The 20,133-nt window shown below is 50.3% G+C and carries 20 protein-coding genes; 1 reads left to right on the plus strand and 19 read right to left on the minus strand.

The window, feature by feature from the left end:
- Positions 1-137 precede the first annotated feature (137 nt).
- From ACR0QE_RS08990 to ACR0QE_RS09055, 14 genes are all read right to left on the minus strand, one after another.
- Positions 138-650, minus strand: coding sequence for a nucleoside recognition domain-containing protein (locus ACR0QE_RS08990; RefSeq protein ID WP_432628029.1), 513 nt, complete (start codon positions 648-650; stop codon positions 138-140).
- Between the two features lie 4 nt (positions 651-654).
- Entirely contained in the window at positions 655-1,275 is a 621-nt protein-coding gene (locus ACR0QE_RS08995) for a nucleoside recognition domain-containing protein (protein WP_432628030.1), read from the minus strand.
- Between the two features lie 80 nt (positions 1,276-1,355).
- Positions 1,356-2,468 carry an NAD(P)H-dependent flavin oxidoreductase gene (locus tag ACR0QE_RS09000; RefSeq protein WP_432628031.1) on the minus strand — a complete coding sequence of 371 codons (1,113 nt, stop codon included), beginning with the start codon at positions 2,466-2,468 and terminating at the stop codon, positions 1,356-1,358.
- 9 nt (positions 2,469-2,477) lie between these two features.
- Entirely contained in the window at positions 2,478-4,208 is a 1,731-nt protein-coding gene (locus ACR0QE_RS09005) for an acetyl-CoA carboxylase carboxyltransferase subunit alpha (RefSeq protein WP_432628032.1), read from the minus strand.
- 68 nt (positions 4,209-4,276) lie between these two features.
- The gene (locus tag ACR0QE_RS09010) at positions 4,277-5,632 is read right to left on the minus strand and encodes an acetyl-CoA carboxylase biotin carboxylase subunit (RefSeq protein WP_432628033.1); all 1,356 of its coding nucleotides are present in this window, start codon (positions 5,630-5,632) and stop codon (positions 4,277-4,279) included.
- A gap of 411 nt (positions 5,633-6,043) precedes the next feature.
- Positions 6,044-6,475 carry a 3-hydroxyacyl-ACP dehydratase FabZ gene (gene fabZ / locus ACR0QE_RS09015; RefSeq protein ID WP_177977806.1) on the minus strand — a complete coding sequence of 144 codons (432 nt, stop codon included), beginning with the start codon at positions 6,473-6,475 and terminating at the stop codon, positions 6,044-6,046.
- Between the two features lie 87 nt (positions 6,476-6,562).
- Entirely contained in the window at positions 6,563-7,081 is a 519-nt protein-coding gene (gene accB, locus ACR0QE_RS09020; RefSeq protein ID WP_432628034.1) for an acetyl-CoA carboxylase biotin carboxyl carrier protein, read from the minus strand.
- 11 nt (positions 7,082-7,092) lie between these two features.
- Complete coding sequence (gene fabF, locus ACR0QE_RS09025; RefSeq protein WP_432628035.1) at positions 7,093-8,331, minus strand: beta-ketoacyl-ACP synthase II; 1,239 nt, start codon at positions 8,329-8,331, stop codon at positions 7,093-7,095.
- 115 nt (positions 8,332-8,446) lie between these two features.
- Positions 8,447-9,187 carry a 3-oxoacyl-[acyl-carrier-protein] reductase gene (fabG, locus tag ACR0QE_RS09030; RefSeq protein ID WP_432628036.1) on the minus strand — a complete coding sequence of 247 codons (741 nt, stop codon included), beginning with the start codon at positions 9,185-9,187 and terminating at the stop codon, positions 8,447-8,449.
- 5 nt (positions 9,188-9,192) lie between these two features.
- On the minus strand, positions 9,193-10,125 hold the full coding sequence (fabD, locus tag ACR0QE_RS09035) for an ACP S-malonyltransferase (RefSeq protein WP_432628037.1): 933 nt from the start codon (positions 10,123-10,125) through the stop codon (positions 9,193-9,195).
- Positions 10,126-10,142: 17 nt separating this feature from the next.
- Entirely contained in the window at positions 10,143-11,069 is a 927-nt protein-coding gene (gene fabK / locus ACR0QE_RS09040; RefSeq protein WP_432628038.1) for an enoyl-[acyl-carrier-protein] reductase FabK, read from the minus strand.
- A 306-nt stretch (positions 11,070-11,375) separates the two neighbouring features.
- On the minus strand, positions 11,376-11,609 hold the full coding sequence (gene acpP / locus ACR0QE_RS09045; protein WP_432628039.1) for an acyl carrier protein: 234 nt from the start codon (positions 11,607-11,609) through the stop codon (positions 11,376-11,378).
- Between the two features lie 96 nt (positions 11,610-11,705).
- Entirely contained in the window at positions 11,706-12,668 is a 963-nt protein-coding gene (locus tag ACR0QE_RS09050) for a beta-ketoacyl-ACP synthase III (protein WP_432628040.1), read from the minus strand.
- Positions 12,669-12,854: 186 nt separating this feature from the next.
- Entirely contained in the window at positions 12,855-13,934 is a 1,080-nt protein-coding gene (locus ACR0QE_RS09055; protein WP_432628041.1) for a M42 family metallopeptidase, read from the minus strand.
- A gap of 177 nt (positions 13,935-14,111) precedes the next feature.
- Between ACR0QE_RS09055 and ACR0QE_RS09060 the strand changes: the two genes are divergently transcribed.
- Positions 14,112-14,261 carry a hypothetical protein gene (locus ACR0QE_RS09060; RefSeq protein WP_432628042.1) on the plus strand — a complete coding sequence of 50 codons (150 nt, stop codon included), beginning with the start codon at positions 14,112-14,114 and terminating at the stop codon, positions 14,259-14,261.
- Between the two features lie 40 nt (positions 14,262-14,301).
- Here ACR0QE_RS09060 and ACR0QE_RS09065 read toward each other — a convergent pair whose 3' ends face one another.
- From ACR0QE_RS09065 to ACR0QE_RS09085, 5 genes are all read right to left on the minus strand, one after another.
- Entirely contained in the window at positions 14,302-15,141 is an 840-nt protein-coding gene (locus tag ACR0QE_RS09065) for an ABC transporter ATP-binding protein (protein ID WP_432628043.1), read from the minus strand.
- Positions 15,141-16,199 carry an ABC transporter ATP-binding protein gene (locus ACR0QE_RS09070; protein WP_432628058.1) on the minus strand — a complete coding sequence of 353 codons (1,059 nt, stop codon included), beginning with the start codon at positions 16,197-16,199 and terminating at the stop codon, positions 15,141-15,143. The genes ACR0QE_RS09065 and ACR0QE_RS09070 overlap by 1 nt, the downstream gene beginning before the upstream one ends.
- Before the next feature lie 135 nt (positions 16,200-16,334).
- Positions 16,335-17,183: an ABC transporter permease gene (locus ACR0QE_RS09075; protein WP_432628044.1), complete on the minus strand. Its 849-nt coding sequence runs from the start codon at positions 17,181-17,183 to the stop codon at positions 16,335-16,337.
- Between the two features lie 3 nt (positions 17,184-17,186).
- Entirely contained in the window at positions 17,187-18,116 is a 930-nt protein-coding gene (locus ACR0QE_RS09080; RefSeq protein ID WP_432628045.1) for an ABC transporter permease, read from the minus strand.
- 206 nt (positions 18,117-18,322) lie between these two features.
- A complete protein-coding gene (locus tag ACR0QE_RS09085) occupies positions 18,323-19,972 on the minus strand; it encodes an ABC transporter substrate-binding protein (protein ID WP_432628046.1) in 1,650 nt (549 codons plus the stop codon).
- Positions 19,973-20,133 lie beyond the last annotated feature (161 nt).

Here is a 20,133-nt window from a genome sequence, read left to right on the forward strand (position 1 = left end):
ACATACTTTGCGTCAAACAGTCGCTTAAAAGTAATCCCATTGGGATAGGGCTTTGTGAATAGCCATAAGCCACTTATCGTAGTCTTTCAGAAACCACGCCTGATGGCGTAGGAAACGGAGACTTCAGACGTGGTAATTCATCTCGTGATCCACAGACTTGCCGCAATTCCGGCTATCGTTGCCATAAACGCTCCCGGCAGGGTCCAGCCGGTTTTTCTCACCTTCACCGCACCAAAATAAATGCTGATGCAGTAAAACACGGTCTCCGTACTGCTCATGAGCACGGACGCCGCCATCCCGATCCGCGAATCCGGTCCAAACGTGTCAAAGAGATCGAGAAGCAGTCCCGTCGCCGCCGAGTTTGACACAAGGCGCACAAGTGTCAGCGGAATCAGTTCGCCCGGAAGATGCAAAATCTTCGCACCCCCGCCCAAAATTTCCGATACCGCATCGAGAAATCCTGAAGTCCTGAGAACTCCGACAGCGATCATCAGTCCCACAAGCGTCGGAAGAATCTCTGCCGTCATCCGCATCCCGTCTCTCGCCCCGCCAAGAAAATCCTCAAACACCGGACGGCGCATAAGCAGGGCAAAGCCGACAATGTATCCGACTGTGAGCGGCATCATCATCTGGGAAATCCACATCATCATCGCTTTACCTCCCAAAACTGCGTTGTTCTCTTTTCCGCTCTCTGACCGGATCCATTTTTTGATCCATTTTCTGCATGATTTTACAGAATATCACAGCCGCAAGCGTCGAACACGAAGTTGCAAACAGCGCCGGTCCCATGACCGCTCCGGGATCCGCCGATCCGTACTGGCTCCGATATGCAATCATATTCACCGGAATCAGCTGAAGCGAAGAGATATTTAAAATCAAAAACGTGCACATCGCACTCGTCGCTCTCCCGCTCCCCTCATCCATCTTTCGCATCGCCAGGATCCCTGCCGGTGTCGCCGCCATGCCGAGTCCAAGCATATTTGCTGCCATGTTGACTGCAATCGGCGCGCGCGCCGGATGATCCGCTTTCAGATCGGGAAAGAGAAAATTGAGGAGCGGATCCATCTTTCTCGTAAACCACTCAAGAAGCCCCGCACGTTTCCCGATCTCCATGATTCCGCACCAGAATGTCATCATTCCGAGCATAGTAATACCCAGAGCCACCGCATCCTGTGCAGATTCGAGCAGACCCTGGGTTATCTCTCCCAGATTCCCGGCAGCCGCTCCCCAGAGCAGCCCGACGAGAATCATGGAACTCCATAAATAATTCAACATGTGCAAAACCCGGCTTTTTGATCTCCTTAAACCTTATGAGAGATCCCGGGCAACTATACCGCTATGATCCAATCACGGAATCACTGCACACCGGCCAGATCGCGCATCACCGCATCCACCGTCTCAATCCGGTCTGCGCGGTAGGCATTGCTTCCGCAGAAGAGAAGTGCCTCCGAGAGTTTTCCCTCTGCCGCATTTGAGAGTGCCTTCGTGATGCAGTACGGAATGTTTGCCGGATCACAGTGTTCCAGACACTGATAGCAGTGAGTGATTTTCGCGCGTTCTCCGCGCTCCTTGCGCTCTGTGATTTTATCCAGAAATGCATTTCGGATCGCGCGTCCCGGCATTCCGACCGGACTCTGTGTGATCACAATATCCTCCTTCTTCGCATCAATGTACGCCTGCTTGTAGGACATCGGTGCATCGCACTCCTCGGTCGTCACAAAACGGGTTGCAACCTGAACGGCATCTGCGCCCAGATCCATCGCATGCATCACATCCTCATGCGTGTAAATTCCGCCGGCAATCGCAACCGGAATATGCTTTCCGTATTTCTCGGCAAACTGGGAAACCACCTTCATAATTCCACGGATTTCCTCATCGTAAGCTGACTGGTTATAAGTGTCCGGAACATCCGGTGTGTCAGCTCCGTAGCGGCTTAAATCCTCTCTCGAAAATCCAAGATGGCCGCCGGCAAGCGGTCCCTCGATCACGACAAGATCCGGAACTCTCTTGTATTTTCGATCCCAGAGTTTACAGATCACAGATGCAGATTTTGCCGTTGAGACAATCGGTGCAATCTTCGTCTTTGTACCCTCAACCAGCTCCGGAAGAGAGACCGGAAGTCCTGCTCCGGAGACGATGATGTCTGCCCCCGCCTTCACAGCTTCCTTCACATACTGCGCATAATTTCTCGTTGCAACCATGATGTTGAATCCGAGAATTCCTTTCGGCGCAATCTCCCGGGCTTTCTCAAATTCGCTGCGGATTGCACGCATATTTGCCTCCATCGGCGCCTTTAAAAAGTCCGGATCCTGAAATCCGATCTGCGCGGTAGAGATGAGTCCGACACCGCCTGCCTTTGCAACTGCTCCGGCAAGGGAATGAAGACTGATTCCAACTCCCATGCCTCCCTGAATGATCGGAAATTTTGCTGTCAGCTCTCCGATTTTCAACGGTTTTAACATTGTCATATTTTCTCCTTACATGACCCGAAAACGGTCATAGCGCTGACGGCGGATTTCCTCCCCGGTCAGACTCTCGTATTTTTTGAGGAACTTCTCCATCTTGCGGCTGATCGTCCCGGCAAGCTCTGGCAGAGTATCTTCATCAGCCGGATTTGCCTCCGGAATAATCTCCTCAATCATTCCGCGCTCATACAGATCTTCTGCCGTGATCTTCATCACGCGCGCGGCATCCGGTGCCTTCTTGCTGTCCTTCCAGAGAATCGATGCGAAACCTTCCGGAGAGAGAATCGAATAGATGGCATTCTCCATCATCCACACTTCATTGGCAACCGCCATCGCAAGCGCTCCGCCGCTTCCGCCTTCCCCGATGACAATCGAGAGAACCGGAACATTAAGAGCCGACATCTCAAACAGATTTCTTGCAATCGCCTCGCCCTGTCCGCGCTCCTCCGCCTCAATTCCGCAGAAAGCACCCGGGGTGTCCACAAAGCAGATAATCGGGCGTCCGAACGTCTCCGCCTGCTTCATCAGGCGCAGCGCCTTGCGGTATCCTTCCGGAGACGGCATGCCGAAATTGCGCTTTAAGTTGTCCTTCGTCGTCTTTCCCTTCTGCTGACCGATTACCGTGACAGGAGTTCCATGGAAACTTGCAATTCCGCCGACAATCGCGCCGTCATCTCCAAAGTAGCGGTCACCGTGGAATTCCATAAAATCATCGAAAATCTGATGAATGTAGTCGAGAGCGGTCGGGCGGTGGCTGTCGCGGGAGAGCTGCACCATATCCCATGCACTCTTTCCACTGTTGTTCCACTTTTTCGTGGATTTCTCCACCGGCTCTGCATCTTTTTCCCCATCTGCCGCCGTCTTTGCACACTCTGATTTTTCCGGTTTGCAGTGCAGTTTCAAAATCTGTGCAAGAACCTCTCTCTGCTGGTCGCGCTCCACGATCTGATCGATAAATCCATGCTCGAGAAGAAATTCTGATCTCTGGAATCCCTCCGGAAGCTTCTGTCCGATGGTCTGCTGAATGACGCGCGGGCCTGCAAACCCGATCAGTGCTCCCGGCTCTGCAAGAATGATGTCGCCGAGCATCGCAAAGCTTGCCGTCACACCTCCGGTTGTCGGGTCTGTCAGAACGCTCACAAAAAGCTGTCCCGCCTCGTGGTGGCGCTCAAGCGCAGCGGAAGTCTTAGCCATCTGCATCAGGGATACAAGCCCCTCCTGCATGCGCGCTCCGCCGGAACATGCAAACAGGATAACCGGAAGTTTTTCCGCCGTTGCACGCTCAACCATCTGCGTGATCTTCTCTCCGACCACATGACCCATACTGCTCATCATAAAGCGGGCATCACAGACGCCAACCGCTGTCTCAAAACCGTCGATCCGTCCCTTTCCGGTGACAATCGCCTCATTGAGTCCGGTCTTCTCTCTCGCTGCCTCGACCTTCTTCTCATATCCCGGAAAATCAAGCGGATTCGAGAATGGCATCTCCTGATTCCACTCCTCAAAGCTTCCCTCATCCAGAAGCATTTCGAGACGGCGATACGCATGCACGCGGAAATATCCGCCGCATTTCGGGCAGATATAAAAATTGTTTTTTACATCCTCGACATAGATCGGCTGTCCGCACTTGTTGCACTTGCGCCAGAGTCCCTCCGGAATCGACGGTTCGTCCTTCTCATCTTTCTGATGCTTGTAGTGAGAATCGATAATGGTGTAAGTTTTTTTAAACATATTTCTGAGCATAGCAAATTACCCTGTCCTCTCCAGAGTGCTTCCGAAAATTCCACTCTCCGGCAATTTCCGGTCACCCTCTACTCCCGGCAGTACTGCGGGAAATAAGTGGGAATAAAATCCGTGTCCACCTCTCCGTTCTGATAAGCCTCGTTATTCAGAATCTCGTACTGGAAATCCAGATTCGTATCAATTCCCTCAATAATCAGTTCTCCGAGCGCGCTTCGCATCTTGGCGATCGCCTCCGCGCGGTCCCGCCCGTGAACGATCAGCTTCATCAGCATGGAATCATAATTGGCAGGAACTTTATAGTCGTTATAAATATGCGTATCCACACGAACTCCGTTTCCTCCCGGAATGTGAATGTTCGTGATTGTGCCCGGACACGGCATGAAATTCCGCTCCGGATTTTCGGCATTGATTCGGCACTCAATCGCATGACCGCTCACATGAATATCTTTCTGTGAAACGCTCAACGGCTCTCCCGCAGCGACACGGATCTGCTCCTTAATCAGATCAAGTCCCGTCACAAGCTCCGTCACCGGATGCTCAACCTGAATTCTCGTATTCATCTCCATGAAATAGAAATTGCGGTTTTTGTCTAACAGAAATTCGATTGTGCCGGCATTCTCATATCCGACTGCCTTGGCAGCACGGACAGCCGTCTCACCCATCTTCTGTCTGAGTTCGTCAGAGATCGCCACGGACGGGGACTCCTCGAGAACTTTCTGGTGGCGGCGCTGGATTGAACAGTCACGCTCTCCGAGATGAACGACATGTCCGTACTTGTCCGCCATGATCTGGAATTCCACGTGGCGTGGCTTCTCAACATAGCGCTCTAAATACATGGTGTTGTCGGAGAATCCCTTGATGGATTCTAACTGGGCGCTCTCAAAATTCATTGCGAAATCCTCTTCACCCCATGACACACGCATACCTTTTCCGCCACCGCCTGATGACGCCTTGATCATCACCGGGAAGCCGATGGCCTTTGCCATCTCCAGTGCTTCTTCCACGGTATACACCGGCTCTTTCGAACCCGGAACAACCGGGATTCCCGCCTCAATCATAGTCTTTCTCGCCTCGGATTTATTTCCCATGCGGTTGATGATGTCCGCAGACGGTCCGATAAAGGCAATGTTGCACTTCTCGCAGAGTTCTGCAAAGCGGGCATTTTCGGAGAGAAATCCGAATCCCGGATGAATTGCCTCCGCTTTCATGGCAACTGTCGCCGCCAGAATTCGCTCCATATTCAGATAGCTCTGTCCCGCCTGTGCCGGTCCGATGCAGATTGCCTCATCCGCAAGCAGCGTATGCAGGCTGTCCCGGTCTGCCTCTGAATAAACCGCAACCGTTTTAATTCCCATTTCCCGGCATGCCCGGATGATTCTCACTGCAATCTCGCCCCGGTTGGCGATTAAGATTTTCTCAAACATGTTTCTCCCTCGATCTCGATTCTTCGATTCTGTTCCTGATTCTATCTCTGACTCTGAACTTGTTTCTATCTTTAACTCTTTAACTTTGAAATATTTTCTAGGGGCTCCTCCGATGAGTAAAGTCAGGCAAACTCGCTCTCGCTCCGGGTTCAGCGTAGCGGTGCATAAGGGCGCAAAATACGCGCCCTAAACACCGACGCTTCACACGGGTTTGCCTGCACTTTCTCATCTTCGTCGCCAGTTACCTATTATCTATTATCTATTATTTATTTTGCATTTTTATCAATCATCAGAAATACAATTAGCATTTCTCTGATATGCAAAACACAATTCACATCGACGTTTGCAAAAATTCAGCGATTAATTTTTCAATCCGAATTACCGCACATTCGTGTGATTTTCGTATATCGTTTACGCACCAACTACAAAAGTAAGCTCTGCGGATACTGCAACCTTGCCATCTGCATTTGTTGCAACCGCCTTGCCAACACCTACCGGTCCCTTGCGCTTGATGATCTCGCACTCAAGTTTCAGGCGGTCGCCCGGAAGCACCATCTGGCGGAATTTTGCATTGTTGATTCCGCCGAAGAATGCGGTCTTTCCCTTGTTCTCCGGAAGGCTTAAAATTGCAACTGCGCCGACCTGTGCAAGTGCCTCAATCATCAGCACACCCGGCATAACCGGCTGTCCCGGAAAATGACCATTGAACTGCGGCTCATTAAATGTTACAGACTTATATCCAACTGCACGCACACCCGGCTCAAGCTCATCGATGAAGTCAATCAGCAGGAACGGATGACGATGAGGAATGATCTCCTGAATTTCCTTAATTCCCAGTCTCATGTCGTTCTATCTCCCATCTAACTAAAAACAATTTTCATGTTTATTTTCATTCGCAAAATTTATCATACGGATCGGATTCCATTTGATTTAGCGAATGCGGAATAATGGCTGACCGTATTCTACGACATCCTCGTTATTGACGAGAACTGCCTCGACTACGCCGTCATACTCGCTCTCAATCTCATTCATCAGCTTCATTGCCTCGATGATGCCGAGAACCTGTCCCTTCTTCACAGTATCTCCCACCTGGACAAATGCCTCTGCATCCGGGCTTGAACTGCTGTAAAATGTTCCCACGAGCGGAGAGAGAACGACTTTGTCAGAGCCGATATCGAGCGTGTTTTCCTGAGCGGAAGTGTTCTCTGTATTCTGGGCAGGTGCGCTCTGAGGCGCAGTCATTTCCGGCTGTGCCATCGGAACTGCCATCGGGCTCATCATCTGCGGTGCCGGCTGTGAAATCACAACCGGAGCAACCGGAGCCTGTGCCACATTTTTCTTCTTTTTCTTCTTGAGGATCAGCTTCTGATTTCCCTCTTCATAAGAAAAGCTCGTCAGACCATTTTCTGATACTGCTTCAATCAATTTTACAATCTCATCAATCGTCATGATCTGTCTCCTTACGCCTCAAATTTCTTAACAAGCAGGGTTGCATTGTGTCCGCCAAATCCAAGAGAATTGGAAATTGCGCAGTTCACCGGCATGGATACGCCCTCACCCTTCGTGTAGTCAAGATCACACTCCGGATCATCATTCTCAAGACCGGCGGTCGCATGAACAAATCCCTCCTGAATGGACTTCACACAGGTGATGAACTCCACGCCGCCTGCTGCTCCGAGCAGATGACCGATCATGGACTTTGTGGAGTTGATCTTTACATCCTTTGCGTGATCGCCGAGTGCAAGCTTGATTGCCTTCGTCTCAAACAGATCATTGTGATGGGTGCTCGTTCCGTGTGCATTGATATAATCGACATCCTCCGGCTTCATGCCTGCATCTGCGATTGCGTACTCCATTGCCTTTGCCGCACCGCTTCCGTCCTCTGCCGGGGAAGTGATGTGGAAAGCGTCACAGGTTGCACCGTATCCGCTGATCTCTGCATAGATCTTTGCTCCGCGTGCCTGTGCATGCTCTAAGGACTCGAGAACAACGATTCCTGCGCCCTCACCCATGACAAAACCATTTCTGTTTACATCAAACGGCATCGATGCGTGCATCGGATCCTCAGAGGTAGAAAGTGCAGTCAGTGCAGTGAATCCTGCCACGCCGATCGGGGTGATGCTTGCCTCGGTACCGCCTGCGATCATGACCTCAGCCTCGCCGTGCTGAATGGAACGGAATGCCTCACCGATCGAGTGGGTTCCGGTCGCACATGCAGTTACCACGTTGATGCACTTGCCCTTGAGACCATACTGGATGGAGACATTTCCTGCTGCCATGTTGGAGATCATGAGCGGAACGAGAAGCGGATTTACACGGCTCGGTCCCTTCTCCAACAGTTTCTTATATTCACGCTCAATTGCCTGCAGACTTCCGATTCCGGAACCTACGCTGACACCTACGCGGAACGGATCTTCCTTCGTCATATCGATTCCGGCATCTTCCATTGCCTCTTTGACTGCTGCGACAGCGAACTGGCTGAAGCGCTCCATTCTTCTTGCTGCCTTCGGATCCATGTACTGCTTCGGATCAAAATCCTTTACCTCTGCTGCCAGCTTTGCCTTGTACTCAGTGGTATCAAATGCGGTAATCGGACCGATTCCGACTTTTTTCGCCTTCAGACCATTCCAGAATTCCTCTACACTGTTTCCGATTGGGGTGATTGCACCCAGACCAGTCACGACTACTCTTCTGCTCATAAGGGACTCTCCTTTTCTATCTCTGCATTTCGTTTATTTTGGTTTCGTTCTATTTTTTATTCGAGTGGTTACGTTTTCCATTCAATAATCTCGCTAGATTCAAATAGCTTTTTGCTTACATATGCATTCCGCCGTCCACGCTGATCACCTGTCCGGTGATATATGCGGCATCATCCGATGCGAGGAAGGCAACTGCTGCTGCCACATCCTTTGTGGAACCAAATTTCTTCAACGGGATCTGTGCCACCATTGCCTCTTTCACGGCATCGGAGAGCACATCTGTCATTTCCGTCACAATAAAGCCCGGAGCAACTGCATTGCAGGTGATTCCGCGGCTTGCAAGTTCTCTTGCAACACACTTTGTCATTCCGATCAAACCAGCCTTGGATGCACCGTAATTTGCCTGACCGGCATTTCCTAACAGACCCACAACGGATGCCATGTTGATGATGCGTCCGGAACGCTGTTTGAGCATCTGGCGGGAAACGTGCTGCATGCAGTTGAATGCGCCCTTGAGGTTCGTATCCATAACCGCATCAAAGTCAGCCTCTGTCATCTTCATCAGAAGACCATCGCGGGTAATTCCCGCGTTATTTACAAGAATGTCCACGCGGCCATACTTTTTGACAACTGCGCTGAGCATCTCGCCGGCTGCCTCGAAGTCGGAGACATTGCACTGCATCGCCTCTGCGCGTCCGCCTGCCTCCTCGATCTCCTTCACAACTTCCTCCGCTTTTGCAACAGAACCATTGTAATTCACGATCACTACAGCACCCTTTGAAGCGAGCGTCTTTGCGATCTCTCTGCCGATTCCCCGGCTTGCGCCGGTCACTACTGCAATTTTATCTGTCAGCATGTTATTTACTCCTCCTGAGCGCTCAGCGCCTCAACTACTTTCTGCACGTCCTCAAGTTTCTCCACGTTGTAAACTTTTGCGGTTCTGTCAATCTTTCTCATAAAACCAGCAAGCGTCTTTCCCGGTCCGATCTCAATAAAAGTATCCACGCCGTCAGCAAGCATCGTCTCCACACTCTGCTGCCATCTCACGGAGGAGGATACCTGCTTGGTCAGAAGCGGTTTTACCTCATCTGCCTCTGTCACATAGGAAGCGGTCACATTTGCCACATACGGAATCTGCGGCTTGTGAACTTCTACCTGAGCAAGAACCTCTCCGAGTTTCTCGCCTGCTCCGGTCAGCATCTTGGAGTGGAACGGTCCGCTCACGTTCAGCATGATCGTGCGCTTTGCCCCTGCCTCCTTCAGCTTCTCACATGCCGTCTCAACCGCTTCTTTCTTTCCGGAAATAACGATCTGACCCGGACAGTTGTAATTTGCAATCTGCACGCCTTCGATGTCTGCAATCACTTCCTCAATCGCAGATGCATCCATTGCGAGAACTGCTGCCATTGCACCCTGTCCAACCGGAACAGCCTCCTGCATCAGAATTCCTCTCTGGCGCACAGTCGCGATGGCATCTTTCTCGCTCATCACACCTGCTGCATAGAGGGCACAGTACTCACCCAGACTCAGACCTGCGGTCACATCCGGCTTCACACCGTTCTCCTCAAGCACTTTTGTCATCGCAATGCTCGTCGTCACCATTGCTGCCTGTGTGTACTCCGTGATGTCCAGTCTGTCGTTCTTCTCAAAGCACAGCTCCGGCATGGAAAATCCGAGGATCTCCGTTGCAAGATCAAAGACTTTTTTTCCTGTCTCGGTCTGCTCATAGAAATCCTGTCCCATTCCGCAAACCTGCGCTCCCTGTCCCGGGTAAATAAATGCGATTCTGCTCATGTTCTGCTCCTTTTCTCTTATCTGTGTCCCAGCAGTTTCTCTGTCTGAGCCATCATCTCATCGATCATTTCCTTACAGGTCTGCTCTTTTGCTACCATTCCTGCAATCTGTCCTGCCATAACAGTTCCGTTCTGCACATCGCCTTCCTGAACAGCCTTGCGCAGAGTTCCGAGAGTCAGGTACTCAAGCTCCTCAAAGCTCTTGCCCTCATTCTCCAGCTTCAGATACTCTCTCGTCATCTGGTTTCTCAGGCAGCGAACCGGATGTCCGTGAGTTCTTCCGGTTACGGTAGAGTCGATGTCCTTTGCCTTTAAGACGCGATCCTTGTAGTTCTGATGAACGGTGCACTCCTTTGCTACGAGGAAACGGGTTCCCATCTGAACTGCCTCGGCACCCAGCATAAATGCTGCCGCGATTCCTCTTCCGTCTGCGATACCGCCGGCTGCGATAACCGGAATCGATACAGCATCAACAACCTGCGGAACCAGTGTCATCGTCGTTGCCTCGCCGATATGGCCGCCGGACTCACATCCCTCTGCCACAACTGCGTCTGCACCGTATCTCTCCATGCGCTTCGCAAGTGCCACGGATGCCACAACCGGGATTACCTTTACGCCTGCATTCTTCCACATCTCCATGTACTTGGAAGGATCTCCTGCACCGGTCGTTACGACTTTTACGCCCTCTTCTACAACCACTTTTGCCACGTCAGCTGCATATGGGCTCATCAGCATGACATTGACACCGAACGGCTTGTCCGTCACTTCTTTTACTTTTCTGATATAATCGCGGACAACCTCTGCCGGAGCATTTGCTCCGCCGATCAGTCCCAGTCCGCCGGCCTCTGATACTGCTGCTGCCAGATGATTCTCTGCAACCCAGGCCATTCCTCCCTGAATAATCGGATACTCAATTCCAAGTAACTCTGTCACTCTCGTTTTCATGCTGTTTCCTCCATATGGGAACCGCGTCAGCTAAGCGTTTTCCCGAATATAATATCGTTTCTGAATGCGCTGTCCCAGCGGAACATTTTTCATTGCACAGGACGCTTCTCTCCTGTCTGTCCCCGGCTGTCCATTTTCCTGTGTAATGAAAAAGAGTCCGCTTACGGACTCTCACACCGGAATGCAGAGGCGGGATTTCTCACGCCTCCGCACCGTTTTTTCGTCACTGTTTACGCATCTCTTATCTTTATGATTTTTGTCATTATCATGCGCAGACAACAGCGGATTTTGCCAGTGTAAGGACGCTTACGCCTCTACGCCTTTGCCCTTCAGGTAGTTCATAACATCGCCTACAGTCAGCAGGTTCTGCAGATCCTCAGACGGGATCTCTACGGAATACTCATCCTCAAGAGCCATTACTAACTCGAACAGGTCGAGGGAATCTGCACCCAGATCATCCTTGAAGGAAGTGTTCTCGTTGATGCTGTCTGCATCTACGCTCAGCTGGTCTGCAATAATCTCTTTCATCTTCTCTAACATTGTCTTAATCTCCTCTTGTCTATTATCCTTTTATTTTTTCAAGTCGACGCTCACAGAGCGTATAACTTTACTTTATTACCGTTTACTATGTATGTACTACCATTCCAGAAGCACAGCACCCCAGGTCAGCCCGCCGCCGAATCCGGCAAGAACCAGTTTATCTCCCCGGTTCAGCTTGCCCTCACGGTTCAGCTCATCCAAGAGAATCGGAACTGTCGCACCGGAAGTATTTCCGAAACGACCGATATTCATCGGCACCTTCTCGAGCGGCTGTTTCAGGCGTTTTGCCACAGCCTCACAGATCCGGTAATTTGCCTGATGGAGAACGAAATACTTGATCTCGTCCATTCCTGTCTCCGACTCCTCAAGCACCTGACGGATGCACTCCGGAACTTTCTTTACTGCAAATTTAAAAACTTCCTGTCCATCCATCCGGATGTATCCAAGCTCCGGCGTCTTTCCGTTAAAGACATTTCCGTCCGTGCGCGCCGTACAGGTAAGAACCCCTCCACGTGCTCCGTCCGCTCCCATTACCATATGGATGACTCCGGTATCCGCTGCCTGAAGAACGGCAGCTCCTGCACCGTCGCCGAAAAGAACACAGGTACCTCGGTCTGTCCAGTCTGTCAGTTTGCTCAAGCAATCTGCTCCGACAATCAGCGCCGTCCGGTAAGTTCCGGATGTGATGAACGCCTGCGCCGTGCTCAGCGCAAACTCAAATCCAGAGCATGCCGCACTGATGTCAAACGCAACCGCATTTTTTGCACCGATTGCAGCCTGCACCTCACAGGCCGTACTTGGAAAGCAGTGATCCGATGAGGACGTAGCCAGAACAATCAGGTCCAGTTCCGATGCATCGATTCCGGCATCCGCAAGCGCACGCCGCGAAGCCTCTGCTGCCATAAAACCGGTTCCCTCATCCATCGCTATCCGCCGCTCATGGATTCCTGTTCGTGTGACGATCCACTCATCATTTGTATCTACAACTTTCGCTAAATCCTCATTCGTTACAACCCGTTCCGGCACATAGGAACCGGTTCCAATCACTCTGCTCGTCATCGTCTGTTCTCCGACTTTATTTTTACCTTCAAATGTTTTGATATTCAAAGTATTCATCTGGTATTCTATAAAAAGAAACGGGTTTTGTCAAGAAATATTTTCCGACAAAACCCGCAGTTTTCTATTCCGGATTCCCGTCTCTGCTCTTTGAAATCCCGGACGATTATCCTGTTTTCTTTTTTCTTTTTAAATCTGTGCTTCCTTCACATACCAGTAGAGAAGCTCCACAGTATCCACGACATCTCTCACATCACACACCTCATAGGAGTGCACATAGCGCATCGGAATCTGGATTCCGCCGCTCTTGATTCCTCCATTCAGAGTCTGCATGAAACTGGCATCTGTCGCACCCGCTGCATACGCCTCAATCTGATACGGAATCTCATGCTCTTTTGCGATCTTTTTCATGTCGCGCACAACATCGCGATTTGCAAGAATACCGCCGACTCCGGCACTCAGCTTGTCCATCACCTTGATTGACGTTCCGCGTCCCAGCTCGTTGATGTAACGGCTCTCAGACACTCCCGGAATGTCCACTGCAAGGCTCATATCAAGCGCAAGTGCAATGTCCGGCTTGATCCGCGTTGCCGCCGCAATCGCACCTCTCGCGCCGACCTCCTCCTGCGTGGAGAAAAGCGCATAGACATCCGGCACCTCACTGTCGCCATTTAACAGCTTGATTACTTCTAACAGGATAAATACAAGCGCACGGTCATCGAGTGCCTTTCCGCCGACTCTGTGCTTACCGAGAAAGATCACCGGATAGCAGATGGAAACCGGATTTCCCTCCTCAATTCCCATCTCGAGAACTTCCTCACGGCTCTCCGCGCCAACCTCAATGTAGAACTCCTGAGCAGACTTCGGCATCTCCGAGCAGCGATCCGGGCGTCCCGGATGAAGAGACTGCACAATGCCATCCACATGACCGGTCTCAGTCTTGATGATCACGCGCTTTCCGAAGAACTGCTGCGGAGCGATTCCCCCCAGAGTCTCCACCCACAGAAATCCATTCTTGTCAATATGGCGGATAATCAGTCCGATCTCATCCATGTGTGCAGAAATCAGCATGCTTCCCTTTTTATTGCCCTTCTTGTAGGCAATCAGATTTCCCATCACATCATCGGACAATTCCACATCATATCCTGCCATCTGCTCTCTTAAGAGATCTGCAACCTCATCCTCAAATCCGGACGGTCCGACTGCATCACACAGCGGTCCGATCAGCGCGCGAAAATCCGCTTCTATCATACTGCGATCTAATTTCATAATTTTTCCTTTCCTTATTGTTTTCTTAATTTTTTCCAACATCATGTATAGTTTCTATGACATGTAATTCTATCATTTTTCTATGCGTATTCTTTGAATATTGCTTCGCATTTTTCTGCAAACAGCTATATCACAGATTCACACTTAAATTGGCTTTCCAGTACACAGGCTCCTCTGATGGAGAAGGCAAGGCAAACCCGTGCGAGACGTTGGTGCTTAGGCTGTGTATTTTACAGCCTTATGCACCACTACGTTGCTCTGCATGTCGAGGAAGCGCCTGTGACGCTTCCGCTGACCGGAGCCCGGAGTGCGAACGTGTTTGCATGACTTACTCCATCGGAGGAGCCGTACCCGCAATTCAAAAACTTTACTCTGCCTGAAACACCTTCTCAAACTGATCGAAATCCATCTTCTTTCCGATCTCCGGAATACTTGCAAGCAGCAGCTTCGTGTAATCGTTTTTCGGGTTCTCAAAGATCTCATCCCTCGTTCCCTCTTCCACGACATGTCCCTGGTACATCACAAGAACCCGGTCCGCAATGTGCTTGACCACTCCGAGATCATGGGAGATGAAAATATAGGAAATATTCATCTTCTGCTGAAGTTCTTTTAAGAGGTTGATGATCTTCGCCTGAACCGACACATCAAGCGCGGATACCGGCTCATCGCACACGACAATCTCCGGTCTCAGAATGATCGCGCGGGCAATTCCAATTCTCTGTCTCTGTCCGCCGGAAAACTCGTGCGGGTAGCGGTCCGCAAAGTCCTTGTTCAGACCAACCATCTCCATCGTGTCGAGAATCAGCTTTTCTCTCTCTTCCTCCGTCTTGTACACATGCTCAATATCTGCCGGCTCTCCGATGATATCTCGCACCGTCATACGGGGATTCAAGGAGCTGTAAGGATCCTGAAAAATCATCTTGATATTTCTGCGGGCTTTCTTTAAATCCGCTCCCTTTAACTTCAGGAAATCCTGCCCGTTTAAAATGACTTCTCCATCTGTCGGCTCCACAACGCGAAGCAGGGATTTCACAGTCGTGGATTTGCCGCATCCGCTCTCTCCCACAATCGCGAGTGTCTCCCCGCGGTGAAGCTCAAAACTCACGCCGTCCACGGAACGGACATACTCCTTCTCTCCGAACAGTCCTTTTCGTCCGACCATGTAATACTTCTTCAGATTTTTAACCTGCAGAATCGTCTCACTCATCATTCTCCCTCCTTCCCATTTTTCTTTTCATCGTTCTTTCCATTCTCAGTTTCCTGATTCTTTTGATTCATTCCCTGCTCATAGCGGAAGCAGCGGACTTTATGGCCATCTGCCTCCACGATCTGCGGCCGTTCCCCGCGGCAGCGATCCGTCGCGTAGGCACATCTCGGCGAGAAAATACATCCTTTCGGAAGTTCGTAGAGCATCGGAACATTTCCCGGAATACTCTCCAGACTATCTTTCTTCTCATTCATTTTCGGAATTGCCGCCTGAAGTCCCTGCGTGTACGGGTGAAGCGGTTCTGTGAAAATCGCCTCCGCCTTGGCATACTCCACGAGCTGTCCGGCATACATGACCGCCACCCGGTCTGCCATCTGGGAGATAACTCCCATATCATGGCTGATGAAAATAACGGAGGTCTTCTTTTCTCTCTGCAGACGGCGGATCAGTCCGAGAATCTGCGCCTGAACCGTCACATCAAGAGCCGTCGTCGGCTCATCACAGATCAGCAGCTCCGGGTTGCAGACAAGCGCCATCGCAATCATGATTCTCTGACGCATTCCTCCCGAGAGCTGTGCCGGAACCTCCCCAAAGACTTTCTCCGGTCTCTGGATTCCGACAGAGCGGATAATCGAGATCGCGCGCTCTTTCGCCTCCGCGCGTCCGATTTTCTCATGTGCAAGAATTGTCTCCACAATCTGACGTCCACAGCTCATCAGCGGATTTAGACTCGTCATCGGCTCCTGAAAGATCATCGAGATTCCTGTTCCGCGAATCTTTCTGAGTTCCTTTGCCGTCATCTTCGTCAGATCCCGCTTTTCTTCTCTTCCGAAGAGAATTTCTCCGCCGGTGACTTTTCCCGGACGCGCCACAAGTCCCATGATTGCAGAGGCAAGCATGCTTTTTCCGCATCCGCTCTCGCCCACAATTCCAAGAGTCTCTCCCGCTCTGAGCGTCAGGTTCAGCCGGTCAATAACCGGAAGTTCCCCGCGCTCTGTGAAGAGCCGCACATCCAGATCTTTTATCTCAAGAATGTTTTCTCTCTCCATATTTTCCATATCCTGTTTCCCCATTCTGTTTCCTCTTTCACATTCGCATTTCGTTTTCCGCGTTTCGCTTTTTCTTCTTCATTTTCATTTTTTGCTTTTCACTTTTTTCTGCCCGCTTACTCGTTTACTTAATCGTTTACTTGCTTACTTGCGCAGTTTTGGATCAAGCACATCGCGAAGTCCGTCCCCAAGCGTGTTGAAGGCGATCACGGTGAGAATAATGAAAATTCCCGGAAACAGACTGTAATAGGTATTTGTCCGGATAAAGGTCTGCGCACCGGAGATCATGGATCCCCAGCTAGCAGTCGGACTCGGAACACCAAGGCCGAGATAGCTTAAGCTCGCCTCCGTCAGGATTGCGGACGGAATGCCGAGAGTGCAGGACACAATCAGCATCGGAATGCAGTTCGGGAACAGATGCTTTAAGATGACGCGGAGATTGCTTCCGCCGTCAATCCGGCAGGCCTGGATATACTCCTGCTCCTTGAGCTGAAGCACCGTTCCTCGAATCAGACGCGCCGTATTTGCCCAGGAGAGAAATCCGAGTGTCAGATAGAGATTCATAATTCCGGAACCCAGCGCATACATCAGGGCCATTGCAAAGAGCAGGGCCGGGAAACTCGAAAATACCTGAATCAGGAAAGAGATGACATCATCCGTCTTTTTTCCAAAGTATCCGGCACACACTCCCATGAAATATCCGATCACGGAAGCGATCAGCTGGGAGACAATTCCGACACTCAAAGAAACACGGCATCCGTAAAGGCAGCGCGTCAAAATATCCCGCCCGAATTCATCCGTTCCGAAGAGATGCTCTGCACTCGGGAACAGGAGTTTATCTGCAAGCACCTGTTTGTTCGGATCATACGGGGTCAGAACCGGGGCAAAAATGGCTGCAATCACAAGCAGCACCAGAATCAGCAGGGACAAAACCGCAAGTTTATTTTTCCAGAACAGCTTCAGGCTCTCGGAATAATAATTCTTTTTTCTCATCAGCTATTCTCCTTTCGTCAGGCGGATGTTCGGATTGATGACCGCATAGAGCACATCCACGATAAAGTAAATCAGAACACAGATTGCAGCGACGTAAATGACACCGCCCTGAACAAGCGGGATGTCGCGGCGATGGATTGCATCGATCAGCAGTTTTCCGATTCCCGGAATGTTAAATACATTCTCCGTGATCATGGAACCGGTCAGCAGCGCGCCGATATCGGTACCGATTACCGTGATGATCGGAACCAGGGCATTCTGGAAAATATGGATCAGAATAATCCGTCCCTGATAAAGTCCCTTCGCGTATGCTGTCTTCACAAAATCCTGTCCCATCACCTCAAGCATGCTTGCTCTCGTGATTCGGGAAATGGACGCCGCATATCTCGTTCCGAGTGCAAGAGACGGAAGCACGTAGCCAATCGGGCTTGAGACTCCGGACACAGGGAAAATGCTGAATTTCAGTCCCACATAAATCTGCAGAAGAATTGCCACCCAGAACGACGGAGCAGAAATTCCAAATGCGGAAATGCTCATCAGAATCCGGTCAATTGCGCGGTCATGGTAGACAGCCGCAAGAATTCCCGCCGTCAGACCGAGAATCAGCGCAACGATGTACGCTGCCGTTGCCATGATTGCGGTGTAATGAAACGCCTGAAGAATCAGGGTAACCACCGGTTTTTTCTGGAAATAGCTTGTTCCCATGTCTCCGTGCAAAAGGTCTTTCAGCCAGTTCAGATACTGAATCGGGAGTGGTGCATCCAACCCCATCTGCGCCTTTACCTGGGCAATCTTGTCGGCATCTGCAAATTCTCCAAGCATCGCTGCCACCGGGTCACCCGGGATGACATTCAAAATAAAGAATGTGATCAGCGAGATTGAGAAGATAATTCCAACTGCGAGAAATGCCCGTTTGATAATGTATCGAATCACTCTCTTCTTCCTCCTTCTACGACAAATATACAGCCAAACAGCCGACGCATAATGCGCCGGCCGGGCTGTATATTTATCAAGTAATTTCTCATCAATTCAATTTGTATAACGTGTATAACTTCACTTCTTCATGTTTTACGTTTTCATTCCTTCATTTCGGAAGAATCTGCTTCTGAATAATCGGAATGAATGGCAATGCGTTCTGCTTAGTTCTGTGCAGAAGTATCCACATCTGCATTCCAGAAGTGGTAAATCAGGTTGCCGACCTTGAAATTCTTGACATACGGCTTTGCGATGAACTGGCTCTGCGGATAGTAGAGCGGGATGCACGCATAATCTTCCTGGGAGAGAATCTTGTCTGCCTGCTTGTAGAGGTCAGCGCGCTCGCTCTCATCGGTAGATTTTCTTGCATCATCCAGCAGCTTGTCAAAGTCTGCGTTGTCATAGAAGACACCCTGTGCATTGGACTTGCTGGAATAGAAGTAGTTGTACATCTGGAAATCTCCATCCGGATACAGAGCATTCCAGGTGGAACCGGTTAACGGGATCTTTCCTGCTGTTCTGTCTGCGGTGTAAGTTGCATTGTCGACAACAGTCAGATCCAGAGTGATTCCAACCTCTGCGAGGTAACCCTGAATTGCGGAGTAAACAGCCTGATCTGCCTGACGCACCTCAGAAGAGATCGTGATGCCGTCACCGTAACCTGCATCGGCAAGCAGCTGCTTTGCAGCTTCCGGATTGTACTCATAAACAGAAAGGGAATCATCATGTCCCGGAATTCCGTTGTTCAGATAGGAAGTTGCCGGAATACCAGCGCCGTTGAGCACGGCATCCACAAGCTCCTCGCGGTTGATTGCCAGAGAGATTGCCTTTCTCACATTCACATCGCTCAGATAAGCATCCTTGAGATTCAGGGAAATGAAAGAAGTTCCCAGCGGATAATATGCTGTGATCTCATCTGCGTACTTATCCTTGTACTGGCTTAACAGGCTTGCGTTCAGATCTGCGAGATCAATATCACCGTTCTCGTATGCGATCAGCTTTGTCTGGTCATCATCATAGAACAGAATCTGCAATTCATCCAGATTTACCTCGCCGCCGTGATAATCCTCATTCTTCACAAGAACAACTTTCGTCGTGTCATCGTTCTCCTGAATCTTGTACGGACCGGTACCGATCAGGTTCGTTCCAAGTCCCCAGTTCTCACCGGCCTCCGTGCATGCATCTTCCGGGAAGATATCTGCGTAGGAAGTTCCGAGGTTCTTTACAAACGGTGCAAATGCATAATCCAGAGTGATTGTGAAATGATAATCATCCACAACCTCAAATCCTGCCAGCTCTGTCGCATTTCCATCGAGCATGTCCTTCGCACCCTTGATCATGTTGAAGTAAGCGGTGCTCTTTGCAGCGGTCGCCGGATTGAACATACGCTCAAAAGTGAACTTGACATCCTTGCTCGTAAGCTCGGTTCCATTCGTGAAATGAACGCCCTGCTTCAGCTCGAACGTGTAGACAAGACCATCATCAGAAACGGTCGGGAAGTCTGTCAGAAGAACCGGCTCCTCGTTGTTGTCATCGTCAAAACGCAGAAGGCTCTCCGTCACTTCATCTGCGATGGAAGCGGCTCTTGAGTTCGTGGAAGTCTGCATATCCAGACCCTCACCTGCATTTGCCTGTCCAAATTTCAAAACTTTCTTAGCGCCCTCATTTCCTGCGCTGCTTCCGGACTCCTGTGCTGCACCTGTATCTTTCTGATCAGCCGCCTTTGTGCTGTCAGAAGAAGAGCCGCCGCATCCGCTCAGAGCCAGAGCTGCTGCTCCTGCTGAGATCAATGCTGCCATTAATTTCTTTTTCATAATTCTTTCTCCCTGTAACTTTAATAACATTTTATACAAATTGTGAATCGTGAATCCATCATAATGGATTTCACATAGATTGTCAAATTCGTGATTTTAATAGTTAGATATAGATTTTATCTATATCTAACCGCGATTTCTCTCTATTTTTCTAACCCCAT

It is taken from the genome of Brotaphodocola sp. (assembly GCF_050873065.1).
Lineage (GTDB): Bacteria > Bacillota > Clostridia > Lachnospirales > Lachnospiraceae > Brotaphodocola.